The organism is Massilia pinisoli, from assembly GCF_024753285.1.
GTDB lineage: Bacteria > Pseudomonadota > Gammaproteobacteria > Burkholderiales > Burkholderiaceae_D > Telluria > Telluria pinisoli.
In genome coordinates this window covers 77463-102477 of sequence record NZ_JANUGW010000006.1, presented here as the reverse complement: position 1 = coordinate 102477, position 25015 = coordinate 77463, and the positions used below count along the sequence as shown (strand labels likewise).

23 protein-coding genes and 2 tRNA genes are annotated in these 25015 nt (G+C 66.9%); 14 read left to right on the top strand and 11 right to left on the bottom strand.

Annotated elements, in window-relative coordinates; translation table 11 throughout:
• Positions 1-16: 16 nt before the first annotated feature.
• From tsaE to NX784_RS10420, 4 genes are read left to right on the top strand one after another with little or no spacing between them, the layout of a single operon-like run.
• A complete protein-coding gene (tsaE, locus tag NX784_RS10435) occupies positions 17-517 on the top strand; it encodes a tRNA (adenosine(37)-N6)-threonylcarbamoyltransferase complex ATPase subunit type 1 TsaE (protein ID WP_258816750.1) in 501 nt (166 codons plus the stop codon).
• Positions 481-1878 (top strand): N-acetylmuramoyl-L-alanine amidase, encoded by a 1398-nt coding sequence (locus NX784_RS10430; RefSeq protein ID WP_370662924.1) that lies wholly within the window; start codon positions 481-483, stop codon positions 1876-1878. Before tsaE ends, NX784_RS10430 begins: the two co-directional genes overlap by 37 nt.
• A gap of 34 nt (positions 1879-1912) precedes the next feature.
• Positions 1913-2731 carry a D-hexose-6-phosphate mutarotase gene (locus tag NX784_RS10425; protein ID WP_258816579.1) on the top strand — a complete coding sequence of 273 codons (819 nt, stop codon included), beginning with the start codon at positions 1913-1915 and terminating at the stop codon, positions 2729-2731.
• Positions 2728-3066, top strand: a complete 339-nt coding sequence (locus NX784_RS10420) for a hypothetical protein (protein ID WP_258816578.1) — start codon at positions 2728-2730, stop codon at positions 3064-3066. Before NX784_RS10425 ends, NX784_RS10420 begins: the two co-directional genes overlap by 4 nt.
• Before the next feature lie 12 nt (positions 3067-3078).
• On the opposite strand, the gene NX784_RS10415 is transcribed toward NX784_RS10420, so the two are convergent.
• Positions 3079-4164, bottom strand: coding sequence for a carbonic anhydrase (locus tag NX784_RS10415; RefSeq protein ID WP_258816577.1), 1086 nt, complete (start codon positions 4162-4164; stop codon positions 3079-3081).
• Between the two features lie 146 nt (positions 4165-4310).
• Positions 4311-4955, bottom strand: a complete 645-nt coding sequence (locus NX784_RS10410) for a VTT domain-containing protein (RefSeq protein ID WP_258816576.1) — start codon at positions 4953-4955, stop codon at positions 4311-4313.
• Between the two features lie 184 nt (positions 4956-5139).
• Between NX784_RS10410 and NX784_RS10405 the strand changes: the two genes are divergently transcribed.
• The 6 genes from NX784_RS10405 to NX784_RS10380 all read left to right on the top strand — a co-directional run bounded on the left by NX784_RS10405 (position 5140) and on the right by NX784_RS10380 (position 9886).
• Positions 5140-6057 carry a peptidylprolyl isomerase gene (locus NX784_RS10405; RefSeq protein ID WP_258816575.1) on the top strand — a complete coding sequence of 306 codons (918 nt, stop codon included), beginning with the start codon at positions 5140-5142 and terminating at the stop codon, positions 6055-6057.
• Between the two features lie 16 nt (positions 6058-6073).
• On the top strand, positions 6074-6580 hold the full coding sequence (locus NX784_RS10400; protein WP_258816574.1) for a cupin domain-containing protein: 507 nt from the start codon (positions 6074-6076) through the stop codon (positions 6578-6580).
• Positions 6581-6653: 73 nt separating this feature from the next.
• The gene (gene mutL / locus NX784_RS10395; protein ID WP_258816573.1) at positions 6654-8615 is read left to right on the top strand and encodes a DNA mismatch repair endonuclease MutL; all 1962 of its coding nucleotides are present in this window, start codon (positions 6654-6656) and stop codon (positions 8613-8615) included.
• Between the two features lie 8 nt (positions 8616-8623).
• The gene (gene miaA, locus NX784_RS10390; protein ID WP_258816572.1) at positions 8624-9577 is read left to right on the top strand and encodes a tRNA (adenosine(37)-N6)-dimethylallyltransferase MiaA; all 954 of its coding nucleotides are present in this window, start codon (positions 8624-8626) and stop codon (positions 9575-9577) included.
• 86 nt (positions 9578-9663) lie between these two features.
• Positions 9664-9740 (top strand) — tRNA-Met (locus NX784_RS10385).
• Between the two features lie 69 nt (positions 9741-9809).
• Positions 9810-9886 (top strand) — tRNA-Met (locus tag NX784_RS10380).
• A 93-nt stretch (positions 9887-9979) separates the two neighbouring features.
• Here the strand turns inward: NX784_RS10380 and NX784_RS10375 are convergent.
• The 6 genes from NX784_RS10375 to NX784_RS10350 form a co-directional block, all read right to left on the bottom strand.
• Entirely contained in the window at positions 9980-11482 is a 1503-nt protein-coding gene (locus tag NX784_RS10375; protein ID WP_258816571.1) for a hypothetical protein, read from the bottom strand.
• Positions 11483-11696: 214 nt separating this feature from the next.
• Positions 11697-12023 carry a putative signal transducing protein gene (locus NX784_RS10370; RefSeq protein ID WP_258816570.1) on the bottom strand — a complete coding sequence of 109 codons (327 nt, stop codon included), beginning with the start codon at positions 12021-12023 and terminating at the stop codon, positions 11697-11699.
• Between the two features lie 14 nt (positions 12024-12037).
• Entirely contained in the window at positions 12038-13321 is a 1284-nt protein-coding gene (locus tag NX784_RS10365) for a DUF445 domain-containing protein (RefSeq protein ID WP_258816569.1), read from the bottom strand.
• A gap of 28 nt (positions 13322-13349) precedes the next feature.
• Complete coding sequence (locus NX784_RS10360) at positions 13350-14504, bottom strand: CaiB/BaiF CoA transferase family protein (RefSeq protein ID WP_258816568.1); 1155 nt, start codon at positions 14502-14504, stop codon at positions 13350-13352.
• A complete protein-coding gene (locus NX784_RS10355; protein ID WP_258816567.1) occupies positions 14504-15640 on the bottom strand; it encodes an acyl-CoA dehydrogenase family protein in 1137 nt (378 codons plus the stop codon). Before NX784_RS10355 ends, NX784_RS10360 begins: the two co-directional genes overlap by 1 nt.
• 10 nt (positions 15641-15650) lie before the next feature.
• On the bottom strand, positions 15651-16832 hold the full coding sequence (locus NX784_RS10350; RefSeq protein WP_258816566.1) for a lipid-transfer protein: 1182 nt from the start codon (positions 16830-16832) through the stop codon (positions 15651-15653).
• Between the two features lie 97 nt (positions 16833-16929).
• On the opposite strand from NX784_RS10350, the gene NX784_RS10345 reads away from it, so the two are divergent.
• A complete protein-coding gene (locus NX784_RS10345) occupies positions 16930-17565 on the top strand; it encodes a TetR/AcrR family transcriptional regulator (protein ID WP_258816565.1) in 636 nt (211 codons plus the stop codon).
• A gap of 148 nt (positions 17566-17713) precedes the next feature.
• On the top strand, positions 17714-19405 hold the full coding sequence (locus NX784_RS10340) for a cation:proton antiporter domain-containing protein (RefSeq protein ID WP_258816564.1): 1692 nt from the start codon (positions 17714-17716) through the stop codon (positions 19403-19405).
• Here NX784_RS10340 and NX784_RS10335 read toward each other — a convergent pair.
• Together NX784_RS10335 and NX784_RS10330 are read right to left on the bottom strand one after the other, a co-directional pair.
• On the bottom strand, positions 19382-19978 hold the full coding sequence (locus tag NX784_RS10335) for a copper chaperone (protein ID WP_258816749.1): 597 nt from the start codon (positions 19976-19978) through the stop codon (positions 19382-19384). The two genes, NX784_RS10340 and NX784_RS10335, sit on opposite strands and share 24 nt — an antisense overlap.
• On the bottom strand, positions 19978-20781 hold the full coding sequence (locus tag NX784_RS10330; protein ID WP_258816563.1) for a DUF899 domain-containing protein: 804 nt from the start codon (positions 20779-20781) through the stop codon (positions 19978-19980). The genes NX784_RS10335 and NX784_RS10330 overlap by 1 nt, the downstream gene beginning before the upstream one ends.
• A gap of 85 nt (positions 20782-20866) precedes the next feature.
• Here NX784_RS10330 and NX784_RS10325 point away from each other — a divergent pair, with 85 nt between their 5' ends.
• Entirely contained in the window at positions 20867-22087 is a 1221-nt protein-coding gene (locus NX784_RS10325) for an HTH domain-containing protein (protein WP_258816562.1), read from the top strand.
• Positions 22088-22096: 9 nt separating this feature from the next.
• On the top strand, positions 22097-22726 hold the full coding sequence (locus NX784_RS10320) for a Vgb family protein (protein WP_258816561.1): 630 nt from the start codon (positions 22097-22099) through the stop codon (positions 22724-22726).
• A 55-nt stretch (positions 22727-22781) separates the two neighbouring features.
• Here NX784_RS10320 and NX784_RS10315 read toward each other — a convergent pair whose 3' ends face one another.
• A complete protein-coding gene (locus NX784_RS10315; protein WP_258816560.1) occupies positions 22782-24746 on the bottom strand; it encodes an AAA family ATPase in 1965 nt (654 codons plus the stop codon).
• Positions 24747-25015: the final 269 nt, after the last annotated feature.

Here is a 25015-nt window from a genome sequence, read left to right as displayed (position 1 = left end):
CCTCATATTTTATTCGATGCAGCAGCAACCGAAACGACAACTGAACGCTTATCTTCCCGACGAATCGGCCACGCAGGCCCTGGGCGCCGCCCTCGCGCGCGCGCTGCGCCCGGGCCTCGTCATGTATCTGCACGGCGACCTCGGCGCGGGCAAGACGGCGCTCACGCGCGCGCTGCTGCACGCGGCCGGCCACAAGGGCGCCGTCAAGAGCCCGACCTATACGCTGTCGGAACCGTACCGCGTCGAGCTGGATGGCCGGATGGTCAACGTGATCCACTACGACCTGTATCGTATGTCCAGCCCCGAGGAATTCCTGGACGCGGGCTTCCGTGAAGATTTCAACAACGACAACGTCTGCATCGTCGAGTGGCCGGAAAAAGGCGCGCCGGTGTTGCCGCCACCCGACGTTAAAGTGTTGCTTAAGGTCAGCGGTTCCGGGCGTGAGGTAGAATTGCAAGCGTTGTCCGACCTGGGCCTGCTATGCCTCGAATGCCTGCATTACCCCCCGACGCCCTGATTCCCGGCTCCCTGACGCGACGCACGATCCTGAAGGCCGGCGGCACGCTGCTGTTGTCCGTGATCGCCCCGCTGCCCGCGTCCGCCGCCCAGATCATGGCCGTGCGCGTATGGCCCGCCGACGAGTACACGCGCGTCACGTTGGAAAACGACGGCGAGCTGAAGACGACGCACTTCATGGTGCCGGACCCGCCGCGCCTCGTCGTCGATATCGAGGGCCTCGCACTGAATGACACGCTGAAAAGCCTCGTCGCCAAGATCGAATCGAACGACCCGTACATCAAGCAGGTGCGCGTGGGCCAGAACCGGCCGAGCGTCGTGCGCCTCGTGTTCGACCTGAAGGAAGACGTCAAGCCACAGGTCTTTACGCTCGCGCCCATCGCCGGCTACCACCACCGCCTGATTTTCGACCTGTATCCCGTCAAGGCCGTCGACCCGCTCGCGAGCATGATCGCCAAGGAAAACTGGTCCGCGGACGCCGCGCCCGCCACGCCGACCCCGGCCGTACAGCCGGGCGACACGACCGTCGGCCAGGCCGGTCCGGACGCCATCGCGAAGCTGGAAGCGGACGCGGCCCGCGCCGGGTCCACGCCCGCGCAGCCGCAGCCGACGACGCCGCAGCCGGCCAAGGCGGCGCCTGGTCAAAAGGTGATGCGCATGGTGACCATCGCACTCGACCCCGGCCACGGCGGCGAGGACCCCGGCGCGACGGGCGCCACCGGCGTGCACGAGAAGGACATCGTGCTGGAGGTGGCGAAGCGCCTGAAGGCCAAGCTGGAAGACATGCCGAACACGCGCGTGATGCTGACGCGCGACGCCGACTTCTTCGTCCCGCTCGGCCAGCGCGTGGAAAAGGCGAGGAAGGTGCAGGCCGACCTGTTCGTGTCGATCCACGCGGATGCCTTCGTGGAGCGGACGGCGCGCGGCTCCTCCGTGTTCGTGCTGTCGGAAAAAGGCGCCAGCTCGAGCGCCGCGCGCTGGCTCGCGAACGACCAGAACAAGGCCGACCTGATCGGCGGCGTCAATCTCGGCACGCACGACCGCGAACTGGCCAGCGTGCTGATCGACTTGTCGCAGACGGCCCAGATCAACGACAGCATGAAGCTCGGCAAGGCCGTGCTGACGGAGATCGGCGGCATCAACCGCCTGCACCGCGGCGTCGTCGAACAGGCCGGCTTCGCCGTGCTGAAGGCGCCGGACATTCCCTCGATCCTCGTCGAGACCGCGTTCATCTCCAACCCGGAGGAAGAGGCGCGGCTGAAGGACGACGCCTACCAGAACCAGCTGGCCGACGCGATCACGAAAGGCATCAAGCGCTACTTCGCGTACAATCCGCCGCTGGCGAAGAGCCGCATCACTTAATGGGCGCCCACGGGCGTCCCTGAGGAGGATTCTCGTGAACGCAACGACCACTCAATTCGGGCAATTGCCCGCCTTGCAACTTCGCGCGCCGGACGGCGCCGAGGCCACCATCACGTTGTACGGCGCCCACCTCGTGTCGTGGAAGCCCGTGCCGACGACCGGAGGAACGGCGCAGGAACGCCTGTTCCTCAGCAGCCTGTCGGCACTGGACGGACAAAAGGCGATCCGGGGCGGCGTCCCCGTCATCTTTCCCCAGTTCGCCGAACGCGGCAACGGCATGCGCCACGGCTTCGCGCGCGTGGCCACGTGGCGCGTCGTCGACCAGGGCGAGGCCGACGGCGCCGCGTTCGCCGTGCTCGTGCTGAACCAGGCCGACCTGCCGCAGCAGATGGCCACAGCATGGCCTTACGCCTTCGAATTGCAGCTGCGCGTGGCCGTCCGCGCCGCCGAGCTGGACATGATACTTGCCGTGCGCAACACGGGCACGCAAGCGTTTCCGTTCGCCGCCGCGCTTCACACGTACCACCTCGTCGACGACGTGGACGCCGTGCGCATCGACGGCGTGCAGTCGGAGACGCTCGCCCTCACCGACAAGCTCGACCAGGTGTTCGAACGCATCCCCGGCGCCATCACGTTCGACTCCGGCGCCGACAAGGTGGTGCTGGAGCAGACGGGCTTCACGGATGCCGTCGTATGGAACCCGGGCGCGGCCGACGCGGCGGCGCTGTCCGACATGGATGACGAGGAATACCGCCGCTTCGTCTGCATCGAACCCGCGCTGCTGGGACCGCAGCAGCTGGAACCGGGCGGGACGTGGCGCGGCACCTACCGGGCCGTCGTACAGGCGGGATGACGACGACGCCGGCGCTTGCCGGCGTTTCATTTTGTAGCAAAAAAGAACGGCAAACCTCGCGGGCCGGCCTAGACTACAGTCAGGCAACCAAACGGGGTGATGCAATGGATACGCGAACGACTGGCTGGGTGAAACGCCTGGCGCTGGTACTGGCGGCCGGCGGGGCCTTGTCGGGCTGTGCCGTCTACGCACCGCCCTACGCCTACGACGCACCTTATTCGCCGTACGGCTACGGCCCGGCCTATGTCGGGCCGCCCGTCTCGCTCGACTTCAGCTATCACGAGTACGATCGCGGTGGCCGCGGCTGGAACCGGGGTGGCCGGCGCTGGCACTGATGGCGTCGCCGCTCAGTTCGATTCCTTGATCATCCGGCCGGACGTCGCCTGCAGGGGGCGCGCGTTGAGCGGATACATGCGCGAGTACAAGGCCATCTGCGCCGGGGACGCCTGCATCGGCTGCTTGAACACCATCCACAGCACGCCTTCCGTGCACGGCGGTTCCGTCAGCGACCCCATATAGGTGAAATACTCGCGCCGTTCCGGCAACGCATCCGTCGGGTCGATGACGATCGACGGCGACACGACGTCGTGCTTTTCCAGCGGCAGGTTGTCCCAGATCGTCTGTATCAGGCGGTGCGGCTGACCGCGCTCGAGCAGCACGGCGATGATCGCGACCTTGCCTTCGGCGCTGCGGTGCACGAGATGCATCACCATTTCCGTGCCCTTGCCGTTGACCTTTTCTTCGGACGGACGGTGGAAATGGATTTCCTGCAATTCGTAGGCCATGTTACCCACGGTGATGAAGTTGCCGCCGCCCACCGTCACCTGGATCGTGTGACCATTGTTGACTTCGCTGAACGACGACGGGTGGTAGTCGAAGCTGATCTGTTCGAGGTTGACCTTGATGCCGTCGCGCAGGTCGATCGGGGATTGGCGGTTGCCCGTGCCGCACTTGGCCCAGTCGACATTGATCTTCGACCAATTGGCCGGGCCCGTCTCGCCTTCGTACGACCACACGGTGCCGTGCTTCGGCGCGGCAGCTGCAGCAGCGGCGGCGGCAAGCGCAGCCTGCTCGTCCTGGCGGCGCTTGGCGTCCGCGAGTTTCTTCGCCCGCGCGGCGGCCGTGGCGCGCGCCTGCTGGCGCTCGCGCAAGGCGGCGAGGCGCTGGGCGATTTTCGCCGACAGTTCGACCTCGGCCTCCTCCTCGTTCGTCGCGGCCGGCTCGGCCTTCTTCTCGGCCGGCTCGGCCTTCTTCTCGACAGGCTCAGCCTTCTTCTCGACGGGCTCGGCCTTCTTCGCGACGGGCACCATGGCCGATGCAGGACGGGACACGGAAGCCGCCAGTTTGGCCGCTGCGGCGGCCGCGGGATCGTTCGCGGCGCTTGCGCAGAAGGTGACGCAGCTGCAGGCAAACAAGGCGATCAAGTTACGCATGGGAATCCAGTAGTGTTGCTCTCTCCTGCGTTATCGGCGTGACCGACAGTAAACTTGAGCCCAGGGAATAATTCCTTGTATCAAGAGAGCCGTAAACGCAAACGCGCCGGCTTGCGGCGCGCTGCGTGACCGGATGAACACCGTGCTCAGCGACTGATCATCCGGCGCCCCACCTTGTACAGGCCGCCCAGCGCGAGCGGCACGACGGCCGCGCCGACGCCGACCAGCACGATGACGGTCAGGTGGTCGCGTACGACAGGGATATTGCCGAAGAAGTAACCACCGGTCACCAGGCTGATGACCCAAGCGGCGGCGCCCGTCACGTTGTACATCTGGAAGCGGGCATGGGTCATGTCCGAAATGCCCGCGACAAACGGCGCGAACGTGCGCACGACGGGCACGAAGCGGGCGAGGATGATGGTCTTGCCGCCGTGGCGCTCGAAGAATTCGTGGGTACGGTGCAAGGCTTCCTTGTTGAGCCAGCGGTAATCGTGCGTGAACACGCGGTGGCCGATCGCCCCGCCGATGTAATAGTTCAACGTGTTGCCCGTGACCGCCGCGACGATCAAGAGGGTCGTCAGCAAGGCGTAACTCATCTCGCCGGTGGCGCAGAAGGCGCCCGCGATGAACAGCAGCGTATCGCCGGGGAAGAAGAACAGGACCACGAGACCGGTTTCGCAGAACACGATGGCGAACAGCACGGCATATACATACACCCCGTATTGGGCCAGCAGTGTGCCCAGGGTTTTATCGACATGGAGGATCATGTCGATGAATTGCATCAGATCCATAATTTTCCTAAATGGTAGCGCCGAATCATACCATCAGTCCGGCACCGCAAATGGCCGCAGGCCTGTCTGCGCCGCGATTTTTCTCGAGTGTCAAATGCTTTCCGTTTTGACCATTCTCCATATTACAATCGGCGGCACACCCACCCGACAGGGCCCGCCACAAGCGGCCAAGGAGACGAGATTGATGGCTTACCCGACCTTCCGGCGCACGTTCCTCGTCGCCGCCTGCGCCCTCTTCGCCGCGACCGCCGGCACCGCGCGGGAACTCCCGCCGAAACCCAGCGTCGCCGACATCGTCAAGGCATCGAAACCGTCCGACTGGCGCCCCCTCGATCCCGACAACACGCTGTACATGGACATGCCGTTCGGCCGCGTCGTCATCGAACTGGCGCCGGCATTCGCACCGAACCACGTGAAGAACATCAAGGCGCTCGTGCGCGAGCATTATTTCGACGGCCTGGCCATCGTGCGCGTGCAGGACAACTGGGTCGTGCAATGGGCTGACCCGAACGAGGACAACGACAAGGCCCGGCCCGTGAAGGGCGCGCAGAAGACGCTGAAAGCCGAATTCACCGTCCCCATCAAGAACGACACGCATTTCACGCGCCTGCCCGACGTCGACGGCTACGCGCCGCAGGTCGGCCACTCGAACGGCTTCCCCGTCGGACGCGATCCGAAGACGGGCGAGACGTGGCTCGCGCATTGCTACGGCATGGTCGGCGTGGGTCGCGACAACGATGCCGACAGCGGCGGCGGCACGGCGCTGTACGCCGTGATCGGCCCGGCGCGCCACCTCGACCGCAACATCACGGTGGTGGGCCGCGTGATCTCCGGCATGCCGCAACTGGCCGCGCTGCCGCGCGGACCGGCGCCGATGGGCTTCTACGACAAGCCGGAGATGAACGTGCCGATCACCAGCATCAAGGTCGCGGCCGACGTCCCGCCGGCCCAGCGCAGTCATGTCGAAGTGATGCGCACCGACAGCGCGACGTACCAGGCCGTGCTGGACGCCCAACGCAACCGCGGCGGGCCGTGGACCAAGGTCCCGGCCGGCCACCTCGACCTGTGCGCCGCGCCAATCCCGGTGCGCGAACAACCTTGACCTTCAGGAGGAAAGCATGGACAAGCCGATCATCAACATCGCCGACGTCACGCTGGACCCGCGCCCGCCGGCGATGGCACCGAAGGGCGAAGCCGCCGAGAAGTACGATGCGAAGATGGGTTTCATCGGGACGCGCATCGGCGCCCGCAAGCTGGGCTACAACCTGACGGCGGTACCGCCGGGCAAGCGCGCCTTTCCGCTGCACAATCACCAGGTCAACGAAGAAATGTTCTTCATCCTGCAGGGGAGCGGCGAACTGCGGATGGGCGACGCGGTGCACCCGATCCGCACGGGCGACGTCATCGCCTGCCCGCCGGGCGGCAAGGACGTGGCGCACCAGATCGTGAACACGGGCACCGAGGAAATGCGCTACCTGGCCGTCAGCACGAAGGAATCGCCGGAGCTGGTCGACTACCCGGATTCCGGCAAGTTCGGCATCCTGGCCGAGCGCCCCGGCTCGAACGACCGCTTCGCCTTCATCGGCCGCGCGGACCAGTCGCTCGATTATTGGGACGGCAACTGACGGGCGCAAACTACGGTTTGGCAAAAATCAAACAGCGGCGTTTCCGGGGTCGGTCGCGAGCTATAATCGGGGGATGAACGCCCCGGCCCCCACCCACCGCCCCATCCAGCAGCTTCCCGACCAGCTCATCTCGCAGATCGCCGCCGGCGAGGTCGTCGAGCGGCCGTCGGCCGTGGTCAAGGAGTTGCTGGAAAACGCGCTCGACGCCGGCGCTACGCAGGTCACGGTCCGGCTCGAGGAAGGCGGCGTCAAGCGCATCGCCATCACCGACAACGGCCGCGGCATCCCGCCCGAGGAATTGCCGCTCGCGCTGGCGCGCCATGCGACGTCGAAGATCGCATCGCTCACGGACCTCGAGAACGTCAACACGCTCGGCTTCCGCGGCGAGGCGCTCGCGTCGATCGCGTCCGTCGCCGCCGTCAAGATCACGTCGCGTACGCATGGCGCCGCGCACGCGTGGGAGATCGTCGGTTCGCACCAGGGCACGGTGTCGCCGTCGTCCGGGCCATTCGGCACGACGATCGACGTGCAGGACCTGTATTTCAATACGCCGGCGCGGCGCAAGTTTTTGAAATCGGAGCAGACCGAATACGGCCACTGCGCGGAAGTCGTGCGTCGCATCGCGCTGGCGCGGCCGGACGTATCGTTCAGTCTGACGCACAACGGCCGCACGATCGACCACTGGAACACGAGCGAGTCGGCCAAGCGCAGCGCGCAGATCCTCGGCGGCGACTTCGCCGAAGCGCGCCTGCAACTGGACGAGAGCGCCGGCCCGCTGCGCCTGCACGGCTACGTGGGCCTGCCGACGGCATCGAAGGCGCGCGCCGACAGCCAGTATTTCTACGTCAACGGCCGCTTCGTGCGCGACAAGCTGCTCGTCCATGCGGTGAAAGCCGCGTACGAGGACGTGCTGCACGGCGACCGCTTCCCGTCGTACGTGCTGGCGCTCGAACTCGACCCGGCGATGGTCGACGTGAACGTGCACCCGTCGAAGATCGAGGTGCGCTTCCGCGACAGCCGCGCCGTCCACCAGTTCGTGTTCCATGCCGTGCAGCGCGCGCTCGCACAGACGTCGGCGACCGCCCACGGCAACGCGCCCGCGCCCGTGAGCGCGGCCGAGATCACGCCATCGTCCACGTCGCTGGGCGATGCGGCATGGCGCCGCCCGCACGAGCAGACGACGTTCGGCTCACAGCTGGCATCGCCCGCATGGGCCTCGGGCAGCGGCACGGGCGGTGGCGGTGGTTCGCGCGCATCGTCGACGTTCTCGCCGTCGCCATTCCCGGCCGGCAGCCGCTGGGATGCGCCGACGTCCGCCGGCATCCCGCAGCGCACGGAGAGCTATGGCGCGCTGTTCACCGGCGCGCCGAAGACCACGCAGCCGCTCGGCGTGCAGGAAGCGCCGCTGCCGGAGACGACCAGGCCCGCGTCCGACGACGACTTCCCGCTCGGCTTCGCGCTGGCCCAGCTGCACGGCATCTACGTGCTGGCGCAGAACCGCAAGGGCCTCGTCCTCGTCGACATGCACGCGGCGCACGAACGCATCCTGTACGAGCAGTTGAAGAATGCGCTCGACGCCCAGGCCGGCGGCGAGCAGATGCAGGTCCAGCAGATGCTGATCCCCGTGACGTTCTTCGCCGGCGCCATCGAAGTGGGCACGGCGCAGGAAGAGCAGGAGACGCTGAAGGCGCTCGGCTTCGACATCGCCGCCGTGTCGCCCACGACGCTCGCCGTGCGCGCCGTCCCGACGCTCCTCAAGAACGCCGACGCGCAGACGCTCGCGCGCGACGTGCTGCGCGACGTGCGCGAATTCGGCGGCTCGCGCGTGCTGATCGAGCGCCGCAACGAACTGCTCGGCACCCTCGCCTGCCACACGGCGGTGCGCGCGAACCGCATCCTCTCGCAGCCCGAGATGAACGCCCTGCTGCGCCAGATGGAAGCGACGGAGCGCGCCGACCAGTGCAACCACGGCCGCCCCACCTGGGTCCAACTCGAAATCGCCGCCCTCGACAAGCTGTTCCTGCGCGGCCAGTAAAGCATCCCATGACATCGCAACACAAACCGCTGGCCGTGGCCATCATGGGCCCGACCGCGTCCGGCAAGACGGCGGCGGCCCTCGCCATCGCCAAAGAACTGCCCGTCGAGATCATCTCCGTCGACTCCGCCCTCGTCTACCGGGGCATGGACATCGGCACGGCCAAGCCGTCGCCTGCGGAACTGGCGAGCGCGCCGCACCACCTCATCGACATCATCGATCCGCTCGACGCCTACTCCGTCGCGCAATTCCGTGAAGACGCGATCCGGCTCGTGGCCGAGATCCAGGCGCGCGGCCGGCTGCCGCTGCTCGTCGGCGGCACGATGATGTACTTCAAAGGACTGAACGACGGCCTGGACGACCTGCCCACCGCGGACGCCGGCGTGCGCGCGCGCCTTGACGCGGAAGCCGCGCGCATCGGCTGGCCCGGCATGCATGCAAAGCTGCGCGACGTCGATCCGGTGACGGCCGACCGTCTCGCGCCGAACGACGCCCAGCGCATCAACCGCGCGCTGGAAATTTACGAACTGTCGGGCAAGCCGATGTCCGCGCTGCTCGCGCGCCGCGCGAAGCCCGAGCTGCCGTTCGACCTCGTGCCGTTCGCGCTGGAGCCGCTTGATCGCGCCGTGCTCCACGAACGCATCGCGCTGCGCTTCGACCAGATGCTGGGCAAGCGCGACGACGCGGGCATCGTGGCCGAGGTCGCGGGCCTGCGCGCGCGCGGCGACCTGCATCCGAACCTGCCGTCGATGCGCTGCGTCGGTTACCGCCAGGCGTGGGAATACCTCGACGGCACGATCGACCGCGCCCAGTTGCGCGAGACGGGCATCGTCGCCACGCGCCAACTGGCCAAGCGCCAGCTGACGTGGCTGCGGTCGATGCCGGAGCGGATCGTGATCGATTGCCTGGGCCCGGATCCGGCGCGGCGGATGCTTGACCATTTGGCCACGTTGCGGGGGTGAGACGATTCGAACGGGTCTGGACAGGGTGATCCGGAGCGGGTAGCCTTGACACTTCCGGGGCCGAACGGCATAATGCACCCCGTTCCGGTGATATAGCTCAGTTGGTTAGAGCATAGCATTCATAATGCTAGGGTCGGTGGTTCAAGTCCACCTATCACCACCACAGATTCAAGCGAGATGGCTTGGCGCGTAATGCTGAGCCATTTTGTTTTTAGCAACACCCACAGGTTTTGGTGATATAGCTCAGTTGGTTAGAGCATAGCATTCATAATGCTAGGGTCGGTGGTTCAAGTCCACCTATCACCACCAGATTCGGAAAGCCGCCGGTTCGCAAGGACCGGCGGCTTTTTCATTTGCGGTCGCGGCCCGCTGTGGGCCTGCCGCTGCCGAAGGGTCAGGCCGTCAAGGCTTGACCCAGTGGATCACGCCGCGCAGTGCCGGCGTCGCGGCGTCGCAATGCTGCTCGAAGCGCAGATCGAGCGCCGTCACGTCGTTCATCGTGTACGTCACCTTGTCCACGACGAACCAGCCCGTCACCGTATCGCAGCCACGTGCGTTGCCCGACCAGTCCATGCTGGCCTTGATGGGATTGTCCGCTGAGTAACGCACGACGCCGCCGTAATATCCGGGCTGCAATTGCGTCAGCGATGTCGGCGCGCCAAACCTGCCGCTCCAGTCGCCGACGTACATTTGCACGCCGGGCCCGATGGTGGCTGTGTAGACGTTGAACGGGGCACTGTCCGACGTGAGCAGTTGCGTGGCGCCGGCACCGATGAAGTCACCGGCGTCGCTGACCAGGTAGACGTAGTTACCGGCAGGCGGCACGAACGTCGCCGCCGGCGCCCACAAGCCTGTCGGCACACCCAGCGGTCCTGTCGCTACGGGCTGACTGGACGCATCCCAGTGCAGCTGACCGCGCGTCGGCACCGTGCTGCCTTCGCACAGCTGCTCGAAGCGCAGATCGATCGACGTCAGCGTCGTACCGCTGTACGCGACCTTGTCGACGATGAACCAGTCGTCCGACCTGTTGCAGTTGTCGCCGCTAGGGCCGGACCAATCGAGCCCGCCGAACAGCGGGTCATGGAAAGGGTAGCGATGCAACCCGGGGTAATAGCCGACGGCCAGTTGCGACAGGCCCAGCATGCCCGCGAAGTTACCGGTCCACAGTTGGTCGCCTGCCACGTCCACGGTCAGATGGGCGCCGGATTGCTGCGTCGTCAGCACCGCATTCGACGGCACGTACAAGTATTTGCCCCAGCGATTTTCCATGTACACGTAATTGCCGGTAGAGGGCACGACCGATGCCGGCGCTTTCCACGACGTGGCCGGGATGGTGGACGGGCCCGTCGGTACGTTGCTGGCGTCCGCCTGCGTCCAATGCATCTGCCCATGCAGAGCCGGGCCGGACCCGTTGCAACGCTGTTCGAAACGCATGTCGAGCGCAGTCATGACGCCTGCAGTCAGCGTGATCTTGTCGATCACGACCCACCCGCCGATTGTATTGCAGACTCCGCCCAGGGTCGTCCACTCGACGCCACCGACCGCCGGGTCCGCGCCCGAAGTCCGCGTCAATCCATTGAAATAACCGGCCTGCAGCATGCCGGCCGCCTTGGGCAGCAACACGTCGCCGGTCCAGTTGTTGATCCCTTTTGTATCGACATGGAGCGTGAGGGCGCCATTCGACAGCGTCATCACGCTGTCGGCATTCGTGTACAGGTAGGTGCGGCCCCCGCCGGCCGTGTCGCCGACGTCGCTTTGCAGGTAGAGATAATTGCCGCTTGCCGGCACCGCGGCGGCAGGTGCGGCCCACACGCCGGCCGGAATCGAATAAGCCGACACAACCGGCGTAGAAGCGGTATTTCCTCCGCCACCGCCGCCACCGCAGGCGACGAGAATGGCAGACATTGCGATTGCCGCGAGGAGACGCAGCGGCGACACCGATAGCATGGTGGTTTCCTGTTAGTAAATAGGCCACCATTGTAAAGATCGGCGCAGATCGGAATCTCTCCAAAACCCACTGCGGGTTCCAATCCATGCAGTTTATGTAAAAATTCCTGCACAGGACCTATGCCTGGGTTTGCCTGGCAACGAGAAAGCCTGTGAATGTCGTGTGCGCGGTTCAGCCACCGCTCACGTCCGCATCCTCCCCCAGCGCAAACTCGCCACGCGCGAACGCTTCCAGCACGGCCTGCGCCTGCTGCAGATGATCGTGCGGGACGAGGATGCGCACCCCGCCCAGCGCGGGCGCCAGCAGCAGGTCGGTCTGCACGAGGTGCGCGTCGGCCAGCACGGCCGGCACGCCCGACGCGGCGAGGCAGCCCTGCACGAGGTTCGCCTCCAGCGGGATCAGGTAGCGCGCCACCTCGACGAGGTCGCGGCCCGGCAGGCGCGCCAGGTCCGGTGCGCCGGTCAGCGCCGCGTTCAGCATGTCGCTCGATGCTTGCATGATGATTCTCCTTGTCAGCCCAGCCAGCCCGGCAGCGCGGACAGCAGGTACAGCGCGACGCCGATCAGCCCCCCGACGATGGTACCGTTGATGCGGATGTATTGCAGGTCCTTGCCGATGTTGATCTCGACCTGGTGCGACATCTCGCCGCTGTCCCAGTGCTTGACCGTGTCGGCGATGTGGCGCGTCAGGAACCCCGCGAATTCGGGCGCGGCGCCGCGCGCGGCCAGTTCCAGGTTCTCGTTCAGCGCCGCGCGCAGGACGGCGTCCTCGGCGAGCGTCTTGCCGATCCATGCGCCGGTGGCGACGATCCGGCGCCGCAGCACCGAGTCCTCCTGGTGCAGGTCGGCCTTGATCCAGCCTTTCAGATCGCCCCACAGCGAGCCGATGTAGCCGTTCACGGCGGCGTCGCCGATCAGGTGGCGCTTGATGTCCTCGCCCTTCTCGATGAACGAGGGATCGGTCTTCAGGCGCTCGATGAAGTCGTGCGTGAACACGTCGAAGCGCTGGCGCAGCGGGTGGTCCGGGTCGGCGCTGACGCGCGTCAGGATGCCGGCCGCGAGCCGCACGGCGATGTCCGCACCCTTGCGGCCGATGAGTTCCGTCGGCAGCATCTTTTCCATGAACGCGTACTCGTCGCGCAGCCAGTCGACGATGCCCTGGGCGACGAACGCCTGCGTGTCGGGGTTCGCCAGCAGGTGCGCCAGTTGATCGATGCCCTCGTCGAGGATCTGCTGGTGCCGGCCGTCGCGCGTGAGGCTTTCCAGGATGGTGCCCGCCGTCTGCGACAGGTCGATGCCTTTGATCGCCCCGTGCACCGCGCGGCGGATGAAATTCTGCACGGCCGCGTCCTCGATGACGTCGAGCGCGAAGCCGGCCACGCGCACGAGCGTGTCGCCCAGGCGGTCCGTGTTCTCCCGCTTCGTGAGCCAGTCCGCGACCTTCTGCGCGGGGTCGTGGCGCTGGATCAGCCGGACGATGGAATCCGTGTCGAGGAATTTGTCGCGCACGAACGCGGCCAGGTTGTCCGCGATGCGCTCCTTGTTGGCGGGGATGATCTCCGTGTGGCGCGACACGAGCGGAATCGGCACGCGCCGGAACAGCGCGACGACGGCGAACCAGTCGGCCAGCGCGCCCACCATCGCGGCCTCGGCGAACGCCTTCAGCAGGCCGATCCACCAATTGCCCGGCCAGCGGGTGGACATGAGCAGCGCGACGACGAACAGCACGGCGGCGCCCACGAAGAAGCCCAGCGCCAGGCGCTTGGACTGGCGCAGCTCGCGTTCCTTGTGAGGCATGGTCTCCATGCCGCCATGGTAGCCCAGCCTAGACGATATTGTCGCGCCGCAGCCTCGCGATGGCGTCCCCGGTCCAGCCCCAGTCGGCCAGCACGGCGGCCCCGTCCTGCCCCGGCGCGGCGGCCACGGGCCGCGCCTGGCCCGGCGTGCGCGAGAAACGCGGCGCGGGCGCCGGCTGCGTGACGCCGTCGACGTCGACGAACGTCTTGCGCGCGGCGTTGTGCGGGTGATGCGGCGCTTCGTCCATGTCGAGCACCGGCGCGAAGCACACGTCCGTCCCTTCCAGCAGCGCGCACCACGCGTCGCGCGTGCGCGTGGCGAACAGCGCCGCGAATCGCTCTTTCAGCGCCGGCCAGTCGTCCTGGTCCCACTGCCGCGCGAACGCCGGATCCGACGCCCCCGTCAACGCCAGCAGCCGCGCGTAGAACTGCGGTTCGATGGCACCCACGGCGATGAAGCGCCCGTCCGCGCAGGCGTAGGTCGCATAGAACGGCGCGCCGCCATCGAGCAGGTTGGCGCCGCGCGCGGCCGACCACGTGCCGTGCGCACGCAGGCCGTACGTCATGGCGCCCAGCAGCGCGGCGCCGTCCGTCATCGCGGCATCGACGACCTGCCCGCGGCCCGACGCGCGCGCCTCCAGCAGGGCGCAGACGACGCCGAACGCCAGCATCATGCCGCCGCCGCCGAAGTCGCCGACGAGGTTCAAAGGTGGAGTCGGCGGCCGGTCCGCGTCGCCCATCGCGTGCAGCATGCCGGACAGGGCCACATAGTTCAGGTCGTGCCCCGCCGCCTGCGCGAGCGGACCCGCCTGGCCCCAGCCGGTGACGCGGCCGTACACGAGCCTCGGGTTGCGGTCGCGGCACACGTCCGGGCCGAGGCCCAGTCGCTCCATCACGCCGGGCCGGAAGCCTTCGACGAGCGCATCGGCCTTGCCCACGAGGTCGAGCAGCAGCTGATGTGCGCGCGGCGACTTCAAGTCCAGCGCCAGCGAGCGCCGGCCCCGCGCCATCACGTCGTACTTCGTGCCCAACGTCGGGTACGGGTTCGGCGCATGCGGGTCCGGCTTGCGGTCGATGCGGATCACGTCGGCGCCCATATCGGCCAACATCATCGCGGCGAACGGGCACGGGCCGATGCCGACCATCTCGATGACGCGCAGGCCCTGCAAAGGTCCGCTCGTCATCACAGCGACCGCGCGATGATTTCTTTCATGATCTCGTTCGCCCCGCCGTAGATGCGCTGCACGCGCGCGTCCAGGTACATCTGCGTGATGGGGTACTCGAGCATGTAGCCGTAGCCGCCGAACAGCTGCAGGCACTGGTCGACGATCTTGCACTGCAAGTCCGTGATCCAGTACTTGGCCATCGACGCGCGCACCGTGTCCATGCGGCCGGCGATGAGGTCCTCGATGCAGCGGTCGATGAAGGCGCGTGCCACTGTCGCCTCGGTCTTGCACTCGGCCAGCACGAAGCGCGTGTTCTGCATGTCGATGAGGGCTTGACCGAACGCGCGGCGCTCCTTCGCATGCGTGACCGTGAGCTCGAGCGCCCGCTCGATGCAGGCGACGCCGGCCACGCCGACGATCGTGCGCTCGTACGGCAGCTCCGCCATCAGCTGGGCGAAGCCCTGGCCTTCCACGCCGCCCAGCACGTTCGCGAGGGGGACGGCGGCGTCGTCGAAGAACAGCTCGCACGTGTCCTGGCCTTTCTGCCCCATTTTCTCGAGGATGCGGCCGACGCGGAAGCCCGGATTGTCGCGCGTTTCCAGCAGCATCAGCGAGATGCCCTTGGCGCCGGCAGCAGGATCGGTCTTGGCGACGACGAGGATCAGGTCGGCGAGGTAGCCGTTCGAGATGAAGGTCTTGGAACCGTTCAGGCGATAGCCCCGGTCCGTGCGCACGGCCGTCGTGCGGATGCCCTTCAGGTCGGACCCGGCGCCCGGCTCCGACATCGCAATCGCGGCAATCATGTCGCCGCTCGCGAGGCGCGGCAGGTATTTGTATTTCTGGTCTTCCGTGCCGTGGTGCAGCAGATAGTGCGCGACGATCGCGTGCACGTGCAGGCCGAACGCCGTGTCGCCGGCCAGAGCCAGCTCCTCGAACACGACGGCCTGGTGGGCGAACGTGCCGCCCGAGCCGCCGAAATCGTCGGGGACGTCCGCGAGCAGCAGACCGAGTTCGCCGGCCTTGTTCCACAGCGCGCGGTCGACGTGCCGCTGCTCGCGCCAGCGCTGCTGGTGCGGCACGACTTCGTGCGCGACGAAGCGGCGTACGGCGTCGCGGAAGGTGTCCAGTTCCGGCGTCATCCAGGGAGATGTCATGGCCGCCTCCTCAAACCTGGTACAGCGTGACGACGCAGGCGCCGCCCAGCCCGAGATTGTGCTGCAGCGCCGTGCGCGCGCCCTCGACCTGGCGCGCACCCGCGCTGCCGCGCAGCTGGTGCGTGAGCTCGAAGCATTGGGCAAGCCCCGTCGCGCCGAGCGGGTGGCCCTTCGACAGCAGGCCGCCGGACGGATTCGTGACGACCTGGCCGCCATACGTGTTGCCGCCGTCGCGAATGAACTTGTCGGCGCCGCCTTCCGGGCACAGGCCCAGCGCCTCGTACGTGATCAATTCGTTGTGGGCGAAGCAGTCGTGCAGCTCGACGACGTCCAGATCGTCCGGCCCCACGCCGGCCTGCTCGTAGACCTTCTGCGCGGCCTCCCGGCTCATGTCGTAGCCGACGAGGCGCATCATGTCGTTCGCCTCGAACGTGCCGGGACGGTCCGTCGTCATCGCCTGCGCGGCGATGTGGACGTCGGCGCGCAGGCCGCGCTTCTTCGCGAAGTCCTCGGACACCAGCACGGCCGCGGCGGCGCCGCACGTGGGCGGGCAGGCCATCAGGCGCGTCATCACGCCGGGCCAGATCGCGGGCGCGTCCAGCACGTCCTGCACGCTGACCTCCTTGCGGAACAGCGCGAGCGGGTTGTTCACCGCATGCCGGCTCGCCTTGGCGCGGATGCGCGCGAACGCCTCGAGCGGCGTGCCGTATTTTTCCATGTGCGCGAGCCCGGCGCCGCCGAAGTAACGCAGCGCCAGCGGGATCTCCGGCTTGCCGACGAGGCGGTCGGTGACGGCGTCGAAGTCGTCGAACGGCGCGGGCCGGTCGGTGAACACGGACGCCAGCGCGCCGGGACTCATCTGCTCGAAGCCCAGCACGAGCACGCAGTCGGCCGCCCCGCCCTGCACGGCCTGGCGCGCGAGGTACAGCGCGGTGGAACCCGTGGAGCAGTTGTTGTTGACGTTGACGATCGGGATGCCCGTCATGCCGACGCCGTACAAGGCCTTCTGGCCGCACGTGGAATCGCCGTAGACGTAGCCCGCATAGGCCTGCTCGACGTCGTCCCAGGCGATGCCCGCGTCTTCCAGCGCGGCGCGCGCGGCCATCGCTCCCATCTCGTGGTACGGGGCGCTCGCCCCCGGTTTGGCGAATGGGATCATCCCGACTCCCGTCACATGGACTTTGCGGCTCATCGTCGTCTCCTCGTTTTTTATCAGGTCAGCCGACCTATCGAAACGATTATAGGTCAGTCGTACTGGTTTTGAAAGCATGCCGTGCGATAATGCGTCCATGCATCCGACGCTCGACCAGACCCTGCGCTACAAATCCTCCCTGACGACGGAAAAGGGCTGGGAGCGCGTGCACGCCATCCTGCAGGCCGCACGCCGGCTGCTGGCAGCGGACGGCTATGCCGGCCTGTCGATGCGTCGGGTGGCGGCCGAGGCCCGGATGAGCCTGTCGAACGTCCAGCATTACTACGGCAGCAAAGAGGTGTTGCTGGAAGCCGTGCTGCTGTCCACGATGGACGAGTTCCAGGCCAAGATGGACCGCATCTCCGCGGAGATGAGCGACCGGCCGCGCCTCGAGCAATTCGTGTCGACGACCGACATGTTCCTGGAAGAGATCACGAACCCCGTCACGCACGCGTTGTTCTTCGAGATCTGGGCGCTGGCATCGCGCAACGCGTTCGCCTCCAGCCTGATGGACCGCATGCTGGGCCGCGAGCGCAAGACCGTCTACAACCTGATCCGCGGGCTGAATCCCGCGATCCCCGACGAGGAATACATGCAGCGCGCGATCCTGATGGTGGCGCAGATCGAGGGCCTGATGCTGTTCCGCCTCGACCGCGAATCGCGCCGCGACCAGTTCCTCGCGGTGCGGGCGGCGCTGCGCAAGGCGTTGCTGAATCTCGCCACCGTACCGTAGGGTGGACGGCTCGGCCGTCCACGCGCTGATACGCGACGGCTCCGATATCGTAGACGAGCAAGGAGCCGCCAACAATCACCGCGTGGACGGGGAACCCGTCCACCCTACCCGTCGCTTATACTGACCCGGTTCATATGAAGGAGCGGGGATGCAGCACGACATCAGCCTGATCACCACCATCGCCGCCGCCCTCGGCCTCGGCCTGCTGTTCGGCATGCTCGCCGTGCGTCTGCGCCTGCCCGCATTGGTCGGTTATCTCGCCGCCGGTGTCATCATCGGCCCCGCCACGCCGGGCTTCGTCGCCGACGTGCACCTCGCGTCGCAGCTGGCCGAGATCGGCGTGATGCTGCTGATGTTCGGCGTCGGGCTGCATTTTTCGCTGGACGACCTGCTGGAAGTGAAAGGCATCGCCCTGCCCGGCGCCGTGCTGCAGATCGCGGTGGCGACGCTGCTCGGCATGGGCCTCACGCACCTGTGGGGCTGGGACCTCGGGGCCGGCCTCGTGTTCGGCCTTGCGCTGTCGGTCGCGAGCACCGTGGTGCTGCTGCGCGCGCTCGAAGACCGCGGCCAGCTCGATTCCTTCAACGGCCGCATCGCCGTCGGCTGGCTCGTCGTGGAAGACCTCGTGACGGTGCTCGTGCTCGTGCTGCTGCCCGCGCTGGCCGGACCGCTGGGCGGCAAGGGCGACGGCGGTTCGCTGTGGCTCTCGCTGGGCAAGACCCTGCTGCAGGTCGGCGCCTTCATCGCCTTCATGCTGCTCGTCGGACGCAAGCTGTTCCCGTGGTTCCTGTGGCGCGTCGCGAAGACCGGTTCGCGCGAGCTGTTCACGCTGGCCGTGATCGCGGCCGCCGTCGGCATCGCTTACGGCTCGTCGCATCTGTTCGGCGTGTCGTTCGCGCTGGGCGCCTTCTTCGCCGGCATGGTGCTGCGCGAGTCGGAGCTGAGCCACCGCGCGGCCGAAGAGACGCTGCCGCTGCGCGACGCGTTCTCCGTGCTGTTCTTCGTCTCGGTCGGCATGCTGTTCGATCCGCGCGTGCTCGTCGAGCGGCCGCTGGAAGTGCTGGGCGTCGTCGCCATCATCCTCGTCGGCAAATCGCTGGCCGCGTTCGTCCTCGTGCTGGCGCTGCGCTATCCGCTCAATACGGCGATCACGGTGTCCGCGAGCCTCGCGCAGATCGGCGAGTTCTCGTTCATCCTGGCTGCCCTCGGGATCTCGCTGGGCCTCTTGCCGGAGATGGGCCAGAACCTGATCCTCGCGGGGGCCATCATCTCGATCGCCGTGAATCCGCTGATGTTCAAGCTGGTCGGCCCGCTGCAGGAGCGGATGCTGTCGGCATCCGAACGCGCGCGCAGGCTGGCGCGCTCGCCCGACCCGCTGGCCGAGCTGCCGATGACGGTCGACCACGGGCGCCTGACGAACCAGGTCGTGCTGGTCGGCTACGGCCGCGTGGGCAAGCGCATCGCGCAGGAACTGGACGGCGCGGGCATCCATTACGTGGTGGCGGAACAGAACCGCGACATCGTCGACCAGCTGCGCCGGCGCGACCAGCCGGCCGTGGCGGGCAATGCGGCCGAGCCCGCGGTGCTGATCCAGGCGCACATCGCGCGCGCCGCCATGCTCGTGATCGCGACGCCGGACACCTTCCACGTGCGCGCGATGGTCGAAACGGCCAAGGCGCTGAATCCCGCCATTCGCTGCGTCGTGCGCACGCACAACGAGGAAGAGGCACGCCTGCTGCGCGCGGAGACGGGCGGCACGGTCCTCGTCGACGAACACGAACTGGCGCGCAGCATGACGCGCCACGTGCTGGACGGCCTAGCGCTCGCGCAGGCGCACTGATTCCACGGCCACGATGGCGATGGCGCAGGCCATCGTGCCCTTCTCCATGAAGCCGGCCGCCACCATCGCGACGGTCATGCCCGCGCAACGCCGCACGCAATGGCTGCCCAGCCGCGCGCCCTGCCGCAGCGCCGCGGCGACCAAGGGCCTCCCGCACGCGGCGTCAAACGCATGCGCCGGACGGCGGCACCACGACGCCGCATGCCAGCCGGCGCCTGCCATGCCGGCGACCAGCGCCAGCATGGGCACCATGCGCGCCAGCGCGGGCAGATTCAGCAGCGCCTGGGCCACGATTGTGCCGGCCACGTACAGCGGCACGGCCGGCGCCGTCCAGGCCAAGGCCCACGCGCATCCAGCCATCGCCGTGAGCAGGCGTGCCCGCCACCGTCCCGTCCCGACCAGCGCCGCGCGATAACGGCGCAACGGCGTCACGGCGAGCGGCAGCATCATCGGCACCATCATCGCCGCCCAGGTCCCGATGAAGCCGGCCATCGCGCCGAGCCGCGACTGGCCGCACATGGGCAACCACATCGCCGCCATGGCCCAGCCGCCGGACATCGGGATCTGTCCCATCACCGCACGGGATACTCGTCGTGGCGCCGCCACCAGACGCCGTCCTCGTTGCGGCCCTTCGGTGCGCGGTCCAGCCACTGGAACATGCCCCACAGGCCGTCGAGGCCGCGCGCGTAGGCCGAATACGTGTGGTAGACGACGCCGTCCTCCAGCACGAAGGCGCTCACGCCCGGACGGTCGCGCGTGTACGTGGAGAGGTCGGTGCCGGTCGCGGCGGCCTGCAGCGCGGCCGGGCTGCCGCTGTCCCGCATCGTCCAGTCGGTGCGGTCGGTGCGGTCGGGCTGCAGCATCGGCGGTTCGCGGCGGTAGTTGTACTCGATGCCGCCTTCGCGCTGCTGCGCTTCCGAGAACCAGACGTTGAAGTCGGCGTTGAAGTCTTCGCCCGGGAGCGCCTGCGCGGTCGCCCACGGGAAGCTCCAGCCCATGCGGTCCTTGTACGCCTGCAGCCTGGCCTGCGGGGCGCGCGACACGGCCATCAACGTGACGTCGTGGTTGCCGAGGTGCGTGACGATGCCGTCGAAGCCGTCCGCGATCGCCGAGCATGACGGGCAGCCGGCCTTGTAGTCGACGCCGAACATGAAGTGGTAGATGAGCAGTTGCAAGCGGCCCTGGAACAGGTCGGCCAGCGTGGCCGTGCCGGCCTCGGTGTCGAAGCGGTAGTCCTTGTCGATGCGGACCCAGGGCAAGGCCTGCCGCTGGCGCGCCAGCTCGTCGCCGCGGTGCGTGAGCTCGCGCTCCGCCTCCCACAGCCGCAGGCGCGCGGCCATCCATTCGTCCCGGGTTGCCGTCTGATGCGTGGTCATGGTCGTTCCTTTTGGTGGTTGAATGCGGTGCTATAGTAGGGACGGCACGGCACATGACGGGAGTGACAAGTTTGGCGCGATTCCGATGGACTCGATGATTACGGCGGCGGCCCTGTTGCTGGCACACGGCGACCCGCTCGGCGCCCTCTCCCGCGTCGCGCTGCGTGACGATGCACCCGCGCTGGCATTGCGCGGTATCGCGATGGCGCAGCTGGGCGACCTCGCGCGCGCGCGCCAGCTCGTGCGCCGCGCCGCCCGCGCGTTCGGTGCGAAAGAGGCCGTCGCACGCGCACGGTGCCAGCTCGCCGAGGCCGAGATCGCGCTCGCCGGGCGCGACCTCGACACGTGCGCGACCTTGCTCGCCGACGCCTGCCGCACGCTGGACGCGCACGGCGATCACGCCAACGCGGCGCATGCCCGCTACCTGGAGATCCGGCGCCTGCTGCTCACGGGTCGCCTCGACGATGCCGAGCAGCGCCTGGCCGCGCTGGACTCGTCCGGCCTGCCGCGCGCGCTGCGTGCCGCGCACGAGCTGACGGCGGCCGGCATCGCGGTGCGCCGCATGCGCGCGCAGGCGGCGCGCGCGGCGCTCGCCCGCGCGGACGCCCACGCGCGCGCCGCCGGCATCGCCGCCCTCGGCGCCGAAGTCGAGTGGGCCGCGCGGCTGCTCGATGCGCCGGCCGCGCGACTCGTCACGCCGGACGGCCAGCGCGACGTGCTGCTCGACGAAGTGGAACGCCTGATGGCCTCGACCGCGCTCGTGGTCGACGGCTGCATGCATGCCGTGCACCACCGCGCCGTGGAGATCCCGCTGGCGCGGCGCCCCGTCCTGTTCGCCCTCGTGCGTGCGCTGGCCGAGGCCTGGCCCCACGATGCGCCGCGCGACACACTGATCCTGGCCGCGTTCCGCACGCGCCACCCGGACGAGACGCACCGCGCCCGCCTGCGTGTGGAGATGGGCCGGCTGCGCACCGTGCTGCGCGACGCGGCCGGCGTGCGCGCGACGCCGCGCGGCTTCCAATTGGTACCGCATGACGGGCACGACGTCGCCGTGCTCGCCCGCCCCGTCGACGACGACCACGCACCGCTGCTGGCATTGCTGTCGGACGGCGAGGCGTGGTCCAGCTCAACGCTCGCGCAGGCGCTGGGCACGAGCCAGCGCACCGTCCAGCGCGCGCTGGAAGCGCTGGCGGCCGGCGGCAAGATCCAGGCGTTCGGCCAGGCTAGGGCGCGCCGCTGGGCGATGCTCCCGCTGCCCGGTTTCGCGACAAGCTTGTTACTCCCCTCGGCACCGGGCGTTCAATAGAATGACCATATGAAAACGACACCTGCCCATATCGTCCGCGAGTACGGACCCTTCGACGACCAGCCCGACGTGCATGGCGTCTCCTTCGACGGCTTCCGGCTGTGGTTCGCGTCCGGCGACCACTTGAACGCGGTCGATCCCGACAGTGGCCGGCTGCAGCGCTCCCTGCCCGTCCAGGCCCACGCGGGCACCGCGTTCGACGGCCGCTACCTGTACCAGATCGCGGACAGCCGCATCCAGAAGATCGACCCCGACACGGGCGCCATCCTGTCGAGCATCCCGACGCCGGACGGCGGCGGTGCCGGCCTCACGTGGGCCGAAGGCTCGCTGTGGATCGGCCAGCACCGCGCGCGCAAGATCCACCGTCTCGATCCGGCGACGGGCGCGATCCTGCAGACGATCGAATCGAAGCGCTTCGTCACCGGCGTGACGTGGTTGAACGGCGAGCTGTGGCACGCCACCTGGGAAAACGACAGCAGCGACTTGCGCCGCGTGGATCCGCGCACGGGCGACGTGCTGCAATGCGTCGAGATGCCGGCCGACGCGATGGTGTCGGGCCTCGAGTCCGACGGCGTCGACCGCTTCTTCTGCGGCGGTGGCCATAGCGGCAAGATCCGCGTCGTGCAGCTTCCGGAATAAAAAAAACGGCGGACATCGCTGTCCGCCGCATTCACCACCACCACCAAACTTTTACTTACGCCACCGCAGCCTCTTCGGCGCACAGCTTCAGGCTCGCGTGGCGCGGCGCGTTCAAGCCGGCCGTCAACGCTTCCTGGTGTTCTTCCAGCAGCTCGAACACGGCATCCTTCGACAGCACGTACTGGTCGAGCAGCGTGTCCTTGATCGACAGGATCACGTCCTTGTAGTCGCGGATCGAATTCAACGTGTAGTTGTACAGCTCGTCCGATTTCTCCTCGACCTGGCGCAAGGTGTGCTCGCCGGACGCATCGTTCTGCAACTGGCTGTAGTCGATCTTGGCGCGCGAATACATCGACAGGCGGTTGACCATCAGGTTCAGCATTTTCGTGATCTTTTCGATGTCGTTCTGGCTACCCACGGAAATGCCGCGTGCGCCGTAGAACAACTCTTCCGCCGCGACGCCGCCGTACAGGCCGATCACGTCGCGTTCCATTTCTTCCAAGGTGCGCAGCGACATGTCTTCGCCGGACTGCAGCACATAACCCAGCGCACCGATCTTGGACACCGCTTCCGTGCTGATCTTCAGCAGATGCGACTTTTCCTTGACCTCGGCCAAGCTCATGCCGGCGCGCAGATACGGGTCGATCTGCATGAAGAAGTGTCCCAGTTCGTGCACGGCGATGCGCTCGCGCTGCTTCAACTTCTCGGCCGTCGTGGCGCGGTCCGTGAGGCCGATCGTGGCGCGCTCGTAGGCGCGGAACAGCAGGTCGGTATTGATGATCGTCTTTTCCTGGATCGAGATCATCGACGCGCGCTCGACCACCGTTTCCAGCAGCGCCGGGCTCAGGTTCTGCGTGATTTCCGCGACTTGGTCCAGGTCGAGGTCGTTCCAGTCCACGAGGCCTTCCTTCTTGCGTGCCAGGAAGCTGCGCAGCAACTCCTTGCGCTCGCCCTTGTTCGGCAGGCGGAAATTGATCTTCACGGAGAAGCGGCGCAGCATCGCTTCGTCCATCTCCGTCGACGCATCGTCGAAGTTCGAGGCGACGACCCAGATCACGCCCTGGCCCTTGTCGCTCTTCACGCCGTCCAGCAGGCCCAGCAGGGTGTTCGCCGTATCGTCTTCCCATTTCTTTTCGCTGCGGCCGCGCGGCATGAACAGGCTTTGCGCTTCATCCAGGAAGATGATGCAGCGGCCCTTGCTCGACGCCTTGCGGTACAGCGCGTTCAACGCCTTCGAACCGCCGCCGACGTAGCCCGATTCCAGTGCCGAGCCGGATGCCTGGATCAGCGGAATGTCGAGGCGCTTGGCCAGGTAGCCCACCAGCTTGGTCTTACCAGTACCGGCCGGACCCGTCAGCATGACATTGAACGGCTTGTCGATGTTGTGCTCTTTGTACAACTCGCGGTTGCGGATCATGTCTTCCAGGTGCAGCACTTCCTGCTTGATGTCTTCCATGCCGATCAGGTCGTCCATGCTGCCCTTCAACTTGTCCGGGGTGATCAGCTGGCTGCTCATGCCCATGCCCGGGATGCCGAATTTCATGGCGTACAGGATCACCAGCAGCACGGTCAGGTCGAGCGCGTGACGTTTCATGAAGTCCAGGACGTCGGCGCCGACGCCTTCGCCTTCGTCCTGCATGACGGCCTTGTGCGACGCCAGGTATTCGTCCTTGGCGATGGAATACGGGATCGCATTCTTCAGCAGCACTTCGCGTTCCAGCGACAGGTGCGACGTGCTCGGCACTTTCACGACGTGCAATTCCGGCGTGCCTTTGAACTTATAGATATAGCGCGGCGAATCCGACAGCGGCTTTGCCACGATCAGATAGTCCAGGCGGTCTTTCTGAGATGCCAGTTGAGTGATCTCGGAAATGTTCTGGGAATAGACGACCGGCGACGGATCTTGCGGGATATCGGCCTTGTAGATTGCCCAGCCCGCCATAACGCCAAGCAATACGGCCGTCAGGATCCGGACATAAACATTCTTAAAGGCAATTTGAAGTCGGGCAAAATTGGGCATATCGGTACTCTACAAAGTCGAAGGTGCGTGATACGGCAGGGTGTTGCATGCCTTCCGAAGTGCCGAGTGGACGCGAAGGCGGCGGTGCGGGACCGCGGGGTATTCAAACGTGTGCGTTTGATATTGTTTTGATGCCCGAAGGCAATGGGGATATGGAGACTATACTCGCAAAGAAAAGCGTCGTGTATACCGTGCGCCGAAAAAATTTTGAATCGCAACACGGATGATCAAGTTGATATCGCCTTTTATTGCCAATCCCATCTATTTGA